Below are 11974 nucleotides of genomic sequence, written 5' to 3' on the forward strand. Positions count from 1 at the left end.
ATCGTCACTATGGCTACGGAAGACGCGGTGCGCGAGGCACTGGCGACGGTGAACGACCCCGAGATCAACCGACCCATCACCGAACTCGGGATGGTCAAATCGGTGGAGATCGGGGATGACGGCGCGGTCGCGGTGACCGTGTACCTGACCGTCTCCGGCTGTCCCATGCGCGAGACGATCACCCAGCGGGTGACCGAGGCGGTCTCCCGCGTCGAGGGCGTCACCCGCGTCGACGTCACGCTGGACGTGATGAGCGACGAGCAGCGCAAGGAGCTGGCCAACGCCCTGCGCGGCGGCCAGGCCGAGCGCGAGGTCCCCTTCGCCAAGCCGGGCAGCCTCACCCGGGTGTACGCGGTCGCGTCCGGCAAGGGCGGCGTCGGCAAGTCCTCGGTGACCGTGAACCTCGCGGCGGCGATGGCGGCCGACGGCCTGAAGGTGGGCGTGGTCGACGCCGACATCTACGGCCACAGCGTGCCGCGCATGCTGGGCGCGGACGGCCGTCCGACCCAGGTCGAGAACATGATCATGCCGCCGTCGGCGAACGGCGTGAAGGTCATCTCCATCGGCATGTTCACCCCGGGCAACGCCCCGGTCGTGTGGCGCGGCCCGATGCTCCACCGCGCCCTCCAGCAGTTCCTCGCCGACGTCTACTGGGGCGACCTGGACGTCCTCCTCCTGGACCTCCCGCCGGGCACCGGTGACATCGCGATCTCGGTGGCCCAGCTGGTGCCGAACGCCGAGATCCTGGTCGTGACGACCCCGCAGCAGGCGGCGGCCGAGGTGGCCGAGCGCGCGGGCTCCATCGCCGTGCAGACCCACCAGAAGATCGTCGGCGTGGTCGAGAACATGTCCGGCCTGCCCTGCCCGCACTGCGGCGAGATGGTCGACGTCTTCGGCACGGGCGGCGGGCAGACGGTCGCCGACGGCCTGACCCGCACCACCGGCGCGACCGTCCCGGTCCTCGGCTCCATCCCGATCGACGTCCGCCTCCGCGAGGGCGGCGACGAGGGCAAGCCGGTCGTCCTGACCGACCCCGACTCCCCCGCCGGCTCCGCCCTCCGCTCCATCGCCGGCAAACTCGGCGGCCGCCAGAGGGGCCTCTCGGGCCTCTCCCTGGGCATCACCCCGAAGAACAAGTTCTAGAACTGTCGAACAGGGCTGAGGACACCCACCTAGGGGCGCGGGGCTGTATTCGATGTGCGGCTCCGCCGCGTGGGCGCGACAAGCCACAACGCACCCGCAGGCGCGCGACGACCGAAAGCCCTACGGCGAAGGGGCGCCAAAACACCGGCGCCCCTCACCACTCACGCGTAAGCGGCAACATCCTTCACCACGGCGAACCCAAGACCATACGCACTCATCCCGCGCCCGTACGCCCCCACATGCACCCCCGCCGCCGTGGACCCCGCCAGCACCCACCCGAACTCGGACTCCCGGTAGTGGAACGACGTCGCCACCCCGTCCACCGGAAGGGACAGCCGGGACCACTCCGGCCCACCGAGGTCGTCGGCCAGCGCCCACGCCGTCTCCGTCTGCTGGTCCAGCCAGTGGTCCCGCAGGCTGTGGTCCATCTGGCCGGGCCAGGTGAAGGACAGCAGCCCCACCCCCGCCAGCCACGCCGCCGAGGACACCGACGTAGCCTCCAGCAGCCCCGTACCGTCGGCGCTGCGCCGGGACGGACTCGCCGCGACCGTCACCACGACCGCGAACTTCTCGCGCGACTCGGCGGAGCCCGCCTCGTTGCGCACGGAGGGCTCGTCGCCGTGTCCGATCGACCCGTGCTCGACGGCACCGTCGGCCGCCGTACCGACCTGCATCAGCCAGCGCGGCCCCGTGAACGCCTCGTCGAGGCCGTACCAGGGGAAGGGCGCCTGCAGGTAGCCGTCGACCGTACGCCGGGCGGAGGGAAGCGGTTGTCCGCCCTCCGCGGCCGGCGCCTGCGCGCCCACCCGACTCGTCGTCTCCATGCCCGGCGCCTCCTCGCTCTCGTCGGACCGGGGCGGCCCGCCCCCCTTCGGACGTACTCGTCCGGTCCGCACAACAACTCGGCAGCATATCCACACTGCTGAGGGCCGCAGAGAAGCCGCCCGGCGCGTGGAGCGCGCGGACGGCCGGTGTGCGCCGTGACCGGCGCAAGTCTGCTGTGAAACGCGTCACGTGCGCGCCCTGCGCACGCGCGTGTCGGCTACGTGGCGTCCGCGTCGAAGGGCGGGCGCTCGTCCGGGTCCTCGGGCTTCTTGGCCATGTCGACACGACCGCCGCCGGCCGGGGAGGAGCCGGACGCCGACGAGGCCTTGGACGAAGAAGACGAAGAAGAGGACGACGAGGAGCTGACGTCCCGGCCGTTCACGGCGTCCGTGACGTCGGCCATCTCCTTCTTCAGGCCGTCGATGTCGAATCCGTTGCGGATCTCCTTCAGCCCCAGCTCGTCGTTGTCGAGCTGCTTGCGGAGGAACGTCTTCGGGTTGAGGTCCTCGAACTCGAAGTCCTTGAACTCGGGACCCAGCTCGCTGCGGATGTCGTGCTTGGCGCTCTCGGAGAACTCGCGGATCTTGCGGATCGTGCGGGTCACGTCCTGGATCATCTTCGGGAGCTTGTCCGGACCGAAGACGAGCACGGCGAGCACGATGATCGTGACCAGCTCCAGTGGTCCTATGTCATTGAACACCTGACGCTCCTTGCGTGTCCTCGGTCGCTCAACGGTACCCGGCGTTCCCGTCCGACCGGTACCGTCCCGAGGTGAGACTTCCGTCAGTTCTGCGCCGATGCGCCCAGTACCAGTGACACCTTCCGTCCGGTCCCGCCACGTTCGACGGTGAGGTGCAGGCGGTCGCCCGGCCGGTGCGCGCGGACCTTGACGATCAGCTCCTCGGCGGAGTGCACGCGCTCCCCGTCGACCTGGGTGATGACGTCGTTCGCCTTGAGGCCCGCCCGTTCGCCGGGCCCGCCGCGGGTGACCGCGGGACCGCCGTCGCGGCTGGTCGCGTTGATCCGGGCGCCGTCGCCGGTGTAGCCCATGTCGAGGGTCACGCCGATGACCGGGTGGGTCGCGTGGCCCGTGTTGATCAGTTCCTCGGCGACGCGCTTGGCCTGGTTGACCGGGATGGCGAAGCCGAGGCCGATGGAGCCGGCCTGGCCGTCGTCCGGGCCGGACTCGCTGCCGCCGTCGGCGGAGCGGATGGCGGAGTTGATGCCGATGACCTGTCCCCGGGAGTCCAGCAGGGGGCCGCCGGAGTTGCCCGGGTTGATCGGGGCGTCCGTCTGGAGCGCGTCGACGTACGACACGTCGCTCCCGTCGCCCTTCTCGCCGCCGGCGGTGATGGGGCGCTCCTTGGCGCTGATGATGCCGGCGGTGACGGTGTTGGCCAGGCCGAAGGGGGCGCCGATGGCCACGACGGGGTCGCCGACCTGGACGTTGTCGGAGTTGCCCAGCGGCATCGGGGTGAGCCCGCGGACGTCGTCGACCTGGACGACGGCGAGGTCGTAGCCGCTGTCCCGGCCGACGATCTCGGCCTTGGCGGTGTCGCCGCTGCTGAACGTGACGGATATCCGCCCGTGGTCCGCGGCAGCTTCGACGACGTGGTTGTTGGTGAGGATGTGCCCGCGGGTGTCGAGCACGAAGCCGGTGCCGGTGCCCTGTTCGCCGCCGCCGGCCACATGCAGGGTGACGACGCTGGGCAGGGCGCGGGCGGCGATCCCGGAGACGCTGTACGGCGACCTGCCGGGCGGCACCTTGCCGGCCTGCGGCAGGTGCACGTCCCCGATGCCCGCCCGCTCGACGTAGGAGCCGATGATCCCGCCGATGCCTCCGGAGACGAGGGCGATGACGAGGGCCCACCCGAGCACGAACCGGCGGGCCCGTCGCCTGCGCTCCGCCGGGGTGAGCACCCGGGCGCCGGTCTGCTGCAGCGGCGCCCGCACCCCGGCCTGCCCCTCGGCTCCGGCCGCCACCCAGGGGTCGTAACGCTGCCAGGGCCCACCGTCCGACGACTCCTGCACCGCGGGCACGGTGGAAACGGCGGGCGCGGGCGGGGTGGCCGCGGGTGGGGTGGCCTGAGCGGGCTCAGGCGGGGCGGGCGGCACGGGCGCTGCCTGCGCGGGCGCGACCGGCGCGACCGGCGCGACGGGATCGGGTACGGCCGGGGCGGGCGCCACGGGCGTCGGCGGGGCGGGCTGGGCCGGCGGGGCCGCCTGCGCGGGGACCGCCGTCCCCTGCGCGGGGGTCGTCGCCGGGTGCTGCACGGGTGGGGCGGGGGCCCAGGGGCCCGGTTCGCCGTAGGGCGGGGTGCCGTAGGGATCGGGGTCGTGCAGTGGCTTGGGCCGGTCGGACGTGGCTACGGCGGCCACGCCCTCCTCGTCCGGAGCGGGAGCCGGGGGCGCCGCGGGCCGGGCGAGTTCGAAGTCCCCGTCGGCCGTGGGCTCCGCCGCCGCCTGCGGTGCGTCCTCCGGTGACTGCCCCTCGTTCATGCTCTCCCCGCTGCCCGCCGGGCCGTGCGGTCGGCAGCGGTCCCGGAACGTCCTCTCCGTGCCCCGGTCATCAGCCGGGACACGGCCCTCACAGGATTCAACCAGGTTCCGCGACGGGGGTAGGGACAGCGGCCGGCGGAGCCGGCGGACTCAGCGGTCAGGGAGTCTGCCCGGAGGCGGAGACGGACGGGCTGGGGGTGGCGGACGGCGCGCTGAGCAGGGAGACGACACCCGGTGCGGGGGCCGACAGCAGGCCGTGGCTGGGCACCTCGGGGGCCGGGGGCACCTTGGGGGCCTTGGGCCACGAGGCCAGGGTGAGCGGTGCGGCGTCGTTCAGCGGGCGTATCAGGGGGGACACGGCCGCCAGGCCCGTCACCACCGGCGTGGCCAGGCCGCGGCCGGACTCCTGGGCCGGTGCCGCCGGCGGGGTCACGCCGGGCAGCAGCGGTGCGGACATCGAGGTGGGCACCGCCGGTGTCTGCCCGAGCGGGGTGCTCTGGGCGAGCAGCGGGCCCGCCTGGCGGCGGCGCTGCGCCTGGGGTGCCGTCCCGCCGGCGCCCGTCGAACGCGCCGGCACCACACTGCCCGTGCCGGAACCGCCGGAGGCGTCCGCGGCGGCACCGGGGATGCCCGTGGAGACGCCGCCGAGGGCGATGGCGGCCAGGGAGACCGCACCGGCGGCCGCGAACGCGAAGCGCAGCCCGCGCCAGGACGAGCGGTCGAGGTCCGGACGGCCGACGGGATGGATACGGAAGCCGCGCTGTTCATCCGCCGCGGCGGGCGCGGTGTGCGGGCGGACCGGCACATAGCCGAACTCGAAGCGCTCGCCGCGCCCCACCCCGTACACCCCTGCGTCGGAGCCACGGCCGCCGAAGGGCCCGGCGGGCGGAGTGTTACCGCCGTCCAAGTCGCCTCCGCCGGGGAGGCCCTGGAGGCGGGCCAGGAAACTTTCGGAGGGGGGCGGCGGGGCCGCCTCCGCGAACACGTTCTTCAGCCGGCGCTGGGCGTCCGCCTCGGCCTTGCACCGGGCGCAGGTGGCCAGGTGGGCGAGGACACGCTCGCGCGACTCATGACCGAGCTCTCCGTCCACCAGGGCGGAGAGCCGGTCTCCCAGGTGCTGCTCCGCGAGGTGCGCCTCGGCGGGTTTGGGCCGTGATCCACTCACGCGGTCGCGCCCCCTCCTCCCAGCGCGGGGACACGGGCCATGAAGGAGCGCCGCTCGGCCTTCCGCGCCTCGGGGGACCGGTGGGCGAGAGCCTTGCGGAGCTGGGAGCGGCCGCGGTGGATGCGCGAGCGGACCGTGCCGAGCTTGACGCCGAGGGTCGCGGCGATCTCCTCGTACGACAGTCCCTCGATGTCGCACAGGACGACCGCGGCGCGGAACTCGGGCGCGAGGGTGTCCAGGGCCTGCTGGACGTCCGCGTCGAAGTGGGCGTCGTTGAACAGCTGCTGCGGGGTGGGCTCCTTGCTGGGCAGCCGCTCGGCGGCGTCGTCGCCGAGGGCGTCGAAGCGGATCCGCTGCTTGCGGCGGACCATGTCCAGGAAGAGGTTCGTCGTGATGCGGTGCAGCCAGCCCTCGAAGGTGCCCGGCGAGTACGTGGACAGGGAGCGGAAGACGCGGACGAAGACCTCCTGGGTGAGGTCCTCCGCGTCGTGCTGGTTGCCCGTGAGGCGGTAGGCGAGCCGGTAGACCCGGCCGCTGTGCGTGCTGACGATCTCCTCCCACGTGGGCGGAGTCCACGCCTGCCCGTCCGCGTCGGTGGCGAAGGTCGCGGTCTGGGGGTCGCCTGCGGCGATCCCGGCGGCGTGGTGGTCAGCAGCGGTGTCGGTCACGGATTTCGGCCTGCCCGCCGACCCGAGAAAGCGCCTGAGCACTCCTCCCCGGTCCCCGGGTACGGCCGCACCTCCCCTGTCAGCTCTGGTGGTGTCCAGTGGAGCCCCTACCATAGCCACCTCGCCCGTTAGCTCCGGATAAGCGGTTTTACGAGAATTTGATACGCGCTGCCGCGGCCCGCCCGGCGGCGCCGGCGGCTCGTCCGGCGACGTCAGCAGGTGCCCGGCGTCCGGAACCCCGTCCTCGCGCATCTCCTGCCCCCCCCATCACGTCCCGGCCGTCCCACACCCTTCTAAACGCCCGGTCCCATCTGCGGGTTCCCGGGGCCAACGGATACAGTCACGCCGAGGCAACCGCGGGGACAGGAGAGGGTCATTACCGGCAACCGGCAGACGAGCTGGGCGTTCGCCGACGCCTTTGTCGCCGAGGACGAAGCACTGCGCTGGGCCCGGGACCGGGCCCGGGACGCGGGGCTGCGCTCGGTGTCGCCCGGCACGGGCGCCGCGCTGCGGGTGCTCGCCGCCTCCGTGGACGCGAAGGCGGTCGCGGAGATCGGCACGGGCCGCGGCGTGTCCGGGATCCATCTGCTGCACGGCATGCGCCCGGACGGCGTCCTGACCACGGTCGATCCGGAACCGGAGCACCAGCAGTTCGCCCGGGAGGCGTTCCGGGCCTGCGGGTTCGCCAGCAACCGGGCCCGGTTCATCCCGGGCCGCGCCCTGGACGTCCTGCCGCGACTCGCGGACGCCGGCTACGACCTCGTCTTCTGCGACGGAGACCGGCTGGAGTACCTGGACTACCTCGCTGAATCGTTGCGCCTGCTGCGTCCGGGCGGCCTCGTGGTCTTCGAGGGCGTCTTCGCCAACGGCCGTACGGTCGACTCGGGACCGCAGCCCACGGAGGTGCTGCGGCTGCGGGAACTGCTGCGCACGGTGCGGGAGAGCCAGGAGCTGGTGACGTCGCTGCTGCCGGTGGGCGACGGCCTGCTGTGCGCGGTCAAACGCTGACGCCGCGTCCCGCTCGGCAAGGACCCGGGAACGCGGTTGCCCCGGCATCGCGTGCGATGCCGGGGCAACCGGACGGAAAAGGGGTCGGCTCGTGTGTCAGACGACGACCTTCTTGAGGGCGTCGCCGAGCGCCTCGGCCTCATCGGGGGTCAGCTCGACGACGAGTCGACCGCCGCCTTCGAGCGGAACGCGCATGACGATGCCCCGCCCCTCCTTGGTCACCTCGAGCGGACCATCGCCCGTCCGCGGCTTCATGGCCGCCATGCTCGTTCCCCTTCCTGAAACCAGCTCATCGTCTGCCGACGGCCCCCTGAAGGGCAGCCGCGCACCGAAACGGACACACGACACCGGCATCGAACACATTGCTTCCCAGCCATTATCCCGCATCCCCGGACCCGATGACCAACATCAGTAGGCATCGCTTGGGCAACGCGCGCGAGCAAAACCACCCAATTCGGGGATGTGGCTGCGATACTTCGCCACCGCGTGGACGCCCACGCCCGGAATCCGCCCCCGTTTTCTTTGACGCAGGTCACACGTCCGATCCGGGCCCCGGGCCGTGATCTCCGCCATGCTGTCCTTCACAGAGGTCGTACCGAGCGGTACGCCACCGCGTACTCACCACCCGCGACACCGGAGGGGAATCCCATGGCCGACACCGTGCTCTACGAGGTGAGCGACGGACTCGCGACGATCACGCTGAACCGCCCCGAGGCGATGAACGCGCTGAACATCGCGACCAAGGCCGCCCTCCGGGACGCGGCGGAATCCGCGGCCGGGGACGACGCCGTACGGGCGATCCTGCTGACCGCCGCCGGGGACAGGGCCTTCTGCGTGGGCCAGGACCTCAAGGAACACATCGGGCTGCTGGCGGCGGACCGCGAGACCGGTTCCGGGCAGACCATGAGCACGGTCAAGGAGCACTACAACCCGATCGTGAAGGCGCTGGCCGGGGCGCCCAAGCCGGTCGTGGCCGCGGTGAACGGCGTCGCGGCCGGGGCCGGCTTCGGCTTCGCGCTCGCCGCGGACTACCGGGTGGTCGCGGAGACGGCCGCGTTCAACACCTCCTTCGCGGGGGTCGCGCTGACCGCCGACTCGGGCATCTCCTGGACGCTCCCCCGGGTCGTCGGCCCGGGCCGCGCCGCCGACCTGCTGCTCTTCCCGCGCAGCATCAGCGCGCAGGACGCGCTGGAGCTGGGCATCGCCAACCGGCTCGTCCCCTCCGCGGAGTTGCGCGCCGAGGCGGAGAAGGTGGCGCGGGCGCTGGCCCAGGGTCCGACGGTGGCGTACTCGGCGATCAAGGAGGCGGTGTCCTACGGGATGACGCACTCGCTCGCCGAGACCCTGGAGAAGGAGGACGAACTCCAGACCCGGGCCGGGCAGTCGGAGGACCACGCGATCGCCGTGCAGGCGTTCGTGAACAAGGAGAAGCCCAAGTACCTGGGCCGCTGAGGTTCGCCGCCCCGCTCCCCCGCGCCCGCCCCCCTCAGGGGGCGGTTCTGCTGACGCAGGTCTCCAGGTGGTCGTCGACCAGGCCGCAGGCCTGCATCAGGGCGTAGGCCGTGGTCGGGCCGACGAAGCGCAGGCCGCGCTTCTTCAGGTCCTTGGAGAGGGCGGTGGACTCGGGGGTCACGGCGGGCACGTCGTCCAGGGTCTTCGGGACCGGGCGGCCGTCCGGGTCGGGGGCGTGGGACCAGATCAGCCGGTCCAGGTCGCCCTCGGCCCAGCCGGCGAGCACGCGCGCGTTGGCGAGGGTGGCGTCGATCTTGGCGCGGTTGCGGATGATGCCCGGGTCGGCCAGCAGGCGCTCGCGGTCCTCGTCGGTGAAGGCCGCGACCTTCTCGATGTGGAACCCGGCGAAGGCCGTACGGAATCCGGGGCGGCGGCGCAGGATCGTGATCCAGCTCAGGCCCGACTGGAAGGCCTCCAGGCTGATCCGCTCGAAGAGGGCGTCGTCGCCGTGGACGGGGCGGCCCCACTCCTCGTCGTGGTACGTCACGTAGTCCTCGGTGGACAGGGCCCACGGGCAGCGCAGCGCGCCGTCGGTCCCGGCGAGGGCGCCTCGCGTGCTCACCGCTCCTCCTCGGGGCGCCGGTCCCGCGGGGCCTGCGCGGCCGCGCGGGCGCCTGCCAGCGCGGACTCCAGGTCGGCGATACGGGCGTCCCGCTCGGCGAGTTCGGCGGCGACGCGGCTCAGCACGTCGTCGACGTCCGCCATGCGGTAGCCGCGCGGGGCGACCGGGAAGCGCACGCTCTCCACGTCCGTGTCGCGCACCGGGCGGTCCGGGGGCAGCGGGTCCTGGAAGCGCTCCGGGGCCACGTCGGGCAGCGGGCCGCTCTCGCCGCCGCCCAGCACGGCGAGGGTCACCGCGGCGACCACCACCACGAGGGCGACGACCAGGAACAAGAACATAACCATCGCTGAGGTCCCCACGCTCGATGTGCCGGAAGCCGAATGTGTCAGGCTCCGATCGTGCCATGCGAGTCTGACAGTTAGGGTCGCAGGCGGCCGTACCGCGGGACGGGACGGCACGCGAGCGGGACGCACGAGGAGAGGTCACAGGGGATGCTCAGGCTGGGCAAGCGGGAATTCGGGCCGCACGAGCCGGTGATCATGGCGATCGTGAACCGGACCCCGGACTCCTTCTACGACCAGGGGGCCACGTTCCGCGACGAGCCGGCGCTCGCGCGCGTGGAGCAGGCCGTGGCCGAGGGTGCGGCGATCGTCGACATCGGCGGGGTGAAGGCCGGGCCGGGCGAGGAGGTCTCCGCCGTGGAGGAGGTCCGGCGGACGGTCGGGTTCGTCGCCGAGGTACGGCGCCGGTTCCCCGAGGTGATCATCAGCGTGGACACGTGGCGGGCCGAGGTCGGCGCGGCGGTGTGCGAGGCCGGGGCGGACCTGCTGAACGACGCGTGGGGCGGGGTGGACCCGGGGCTCGCGGAGGTCGCCGGGCGCTACGGGGTGGGGCTGGTGTGCACGCACGCGGGGGGCGCCGAGCCGCGTACACGTCCGCACCGGGTGGCGTACGACGACGTCATGGCCGACATCCTGGACGTGACCGTCTCACTGGCCGAGCGTGCGGTGTCGCTCGGGGTGCCCCGGGAGTCCGTGCTGATCGATCCCGGGCACGACTTCGGGAAGAACACGCGGCACAGTCTGGAGGCGACGCGGCGGCTGGACGAGATGGTGGCCACCGGGTGGCCGGTGCTGGTGTCGCTGTCCAACAAGGACTTCGTCGGGGAGACGCTGGACCGGCCGGTGAAGGAGCGGCTGCTGGGGACGCTGGCGACGACGGCGGTGTCGGCGTGGCTGGGGGCGCGGGTGTACCGCGTCCACGAGGTCGCCGAGACTCGGCAGGTCCTGGATATGGTGGCATCCATCGTCGGCCACCGCCCCCCAGCAGTAGCCCGCAGAGGCCTCTCCTGACCCCGGGGGCTCCGCCCGAGCCCCCCATTTCCCACCCACCTGACTCGCACACCTACAAAGCCCCGGAAAAAGCCCTACGCCCGACGCCAGTCACCACAGGCGTGAGCCCCGACTCGCACACCGCCAAGCCCCGCCCAGACTCCCGCCGGTCGATGGCAGGCACCGCAGGGGGTGGTGGGTGCGCCCTGACTCGCACGCCTGCGGAAGCCCGCCCAACGGGCCCTGCCGGCCGGCGCCGGGGGGCCGCCGGGGGGCCTTGGCTCGCCTTTCAGCCCAGCGAGTCGGGTGGTGGGTGGGCCCCGACTCGCACATCTCCAAAGGCTCGCCGGCCGGCGCCGGGCGCCGCCGGGGTGCCCTGCCCTCGCCTACCGGCCCACCGAGTCGGGTGGTGGGTGGGCGGAGCCCCCGGGTGCGGGTGGAGTCACGGGGAGGATGGAGGTTAAGGGGCGTGGGGCTGAGGCGGGACCGCCGGAGGCCTCAGCGGCCCGCTTCCTTGGACATCAGGGCCACCGCTTCCTCCACCTCGTCCGTGACGTGGAACAGCAGCAGGTCCTTCTCCGCCGCCTTGCCCTGGGCGACCAGGGTGTCGCGGAGCCAGGACACCAGCCCACCCCAGTACGCGGTGCCGAACAGGACGATCGGGAACCGGGTGACCTTCTGGGTCTGGACCAGGGTCAGCGCCTCGAAGAGTTCGTCGAGGGTGCCGAGCCCGCCGGGCAGCACGACGAACCCCTGCGCGTACTTCACGAACATCATCTTCCGGACGAAGAAGTACCGGAAGTTCAGCCCGATGTCGACGTAAGGGTTCAGTCCTTGCTCAAAGGGGAGTTCGATGCCGAGGCCGACCGAGGTGCCCCCGGCCTCCCAGGCCCCCTTGTTGGCGGCCTCCATGGCGCCCGGGCCACCGCCGGTGATGACGGCGAACCCGGCGTCCACCAGCCCCCGCCCCAGCCGCACCCCCGCGTCGTACTCCGGCGAGTCCACCGCCGTACGCGCCGAGCCGAACACACTGATCGCGGGCGGCAGTTCCGACAGCGTGCCAAAGCCCTCGATGAACTCCGACTGGATGCGCAGGACCCGCCAGGGGTCGGTGTGCACCCAGTCGGTCGGCGCCCGCTCGTCCAGCAGCCGCTGGTCCGTCGTGCTGGCCGACACCTGCCCCCGCCGTCGGAGGACCGGTCCGAGTCGCTGCTCGTCCGGCGGCTGCTTCTTCCCCTCGGGGTTGCCGGTAGGCATGTGC

The 11974-nt window shown here is 72.7% G+C and carries 13 protein-coding genes; 4 read left to right on the forward strand and 9 right to left on the reverse strand.

Features of this window, described 5'->3' with window-relative positions; all coding sequences use genetic code 11:
* Positions 1–9: 9 nt before the first annotated feature.
* A complete protein-coding gene (locus DBP14_RS10365) occupies positions 10–1143 on the forward strand; it encodes an Mrp/NBP35 family ATP-binding protein (protein ID WP_129306805.1) in 1134 nt (377 codons plus the stop codon).
* Between the two features lie 161 nt (positions 1144–1304).
* Here the strand turns inward: DBP14_RS10365 and DBP14_RS10370 are convergent, their stop codons facing one another.
* From DBP14_RS10370 to sigE, 5 genes are all read right to left on the reverse strand, one after another.
* The gene (locus DBP14_RS10370) at positions 1305–1967 is read right to left on the reverse strand and encodes a hypothetical protein (protein ID WP_164992298.1); all 663 of its coding nucleotides are present in this window, start codon (positions 1965–1967) and stop codon (positions 1305–1307) included.
* 218 nt (positions 1968–2185) lie between these two features.
* Positions 2186–2668, reverse strand: coding sequence for a sec-independent translocase (locus DBP14_RS10375; protein ID WP_129306808.1), 483 nt, complete (start codon positions 2666–2668; stop codon positions 2186–2188).
* An 83-nt stretch (positions 2669–2751) separates the two neighbouring features.
* Positions 2752–4467, reverse strand: coding sequence for a trypsin-like peptidase domain-containing protein (locus DBP14_RS10380; RefSeq protein WP_129306810.1), 1716 nt, complete (start codon positions 4465–4467; stop codon positions 2752–2754).
* 157 nt (positions 4468–4624) lie between these two features.
* The gene (locus tag DBP14_RS10385) at positions 4625–5632 is read right to left on the reverse strand and encodes an anti-sigma factor (protein WP_129306812.1); all 1008 of its coding nucleotides are present in this window, start codon (positions 5630–5632) and stop codon (positions 4625–4627) included.
* Positions 5629–6342, reverse strand: coding sequence for an RNA polymerase sigma factor SigE (gene sigE / locus DBP14_RS10390; RefSeq protein ID WP_129306814.1), 714 nt, complete (start codon positions 6340–6342; stop codon positions 5629–5631). The genes DBP14_RS10385 and sigE overlap by 4 nt, the downstream gene beginning before the upstream one ends.
* A gap of 267 nt (positions 6343–6609) precedes the next feature.
* Here sigE and DBP14_RS10395 point away from each other — a divergent pair, with 267 nt between their 5' ends.
* Entirely contained in the window at positions 6610–7308 is a 699-nt protein-coding gene (locus tag DBP14_RS10395; RefSeq protein WP_129306816.1) for an O-methyltransferase, read from the forward strand.
* A 96-nt stretch (positions 7309–7404) separates the two neighbouring features.
* Here the strand turns inward: DBP14_RS10395 and DBP14_RS10400 are convergent, their stop codons facing one another.
* On the reverse strand, positions 7405–7572 hold the full coding sequence (locus DBP14_RS10400; RefSeq protein WP_018544333.1) for a DUF3117 domain-containing protein: 168 nt from the start codon (positions 7570–7572) through the stop codon (positions 7405–7407).
* Positions 7573–7956: 384 nt separating this feature from the next.
* Between DBP14_RS10400 and DBP14_RS10405 the strand changes: the two genes are divergently transcribed.
* Complete coding sequence (locus DBP14_RS10405) at positions 7957–8760, forward strand: enoyl-CoA hydratase-related protein (RefSeq protein WP_129306818.1); 804 nt, start codon at positions 7957–7959, stop codon at positions 8758–8760.
* Positions 8761–8794: 34 nt separating this feature from the next.
* On the opposite strand, the gene DBP14_RS10410 is transcribed toward DBP14_RS10405, so the two are convergent.
* Together DBP14_RS10410 and DBP14_RS10415 are read right to left on the reverse strand one after the other, a co-directional pair.
* The gene (locus DBP14_RS10410; RefSeq protein WP_129306820.1) at positions 8795–9382 is read right to left on the reverse strand and encodes a DNA-3-methyladenine glycosylase I; all 588 of its coding nucleotides are present in this window, start codon (positions 9380–9382) and stop codon (positions 8795–8797) included.
* Positions 9379–9726: a DivIVA domain-containing protein gene (locus DBP14_RS10415; RefSeq protein ID WP_129306822.1), complete on the reverse strand. Its 348-nt coding sequence runs from the start codon at positions 9724–9726 to the stop codon at positions 9379–9381. Before DBP14_RS10415 ends, DBP14_RS10410 begins: the two co-directional genes overlap by 4 nt.
* A gap of 147 nt (positions 9727–9873) precedes the next feature.
* Between DBP14_RS10415 and folP the strand changes: the two genes are divergently transcribed.
* Positions 9874–10734: a dihydropteroate synthase gene (gene folP / locus DBP14_RS10420; RefSeq protein WP_129306824.1), complete on the forward strand. Its 861-nt coding sequence runs from the start codon at positions 9874–9876 to the stop codon at positions 10732–10734.
* A gap of 477 nt (positions 10735–11211) precedes the next feature.
* Here folP and DBP14_RS10425 read toward each other — a convergent pair whose 3' ends face one another.
* Positions 11212–11970, reverse strand: coding sequence for a TIGR00730 family Rossman fold protein (locus tag DBP14_RS10425; protein WP_129306826.1), 759 nt, complete (start codon positions 11968–11970; stop codon positions 11212–11214).
* Between the last annotated feature and the right edge of the window lie 4 nt (positions 11971–11974).

The organism is Streptomyces sp. L2, assembly GCF_004124325.1.
GTDB lineage: Bacteria > Actinomycetota > Actinomycetes > Streptomycetales > Streptomycetaceae > Streptomyces.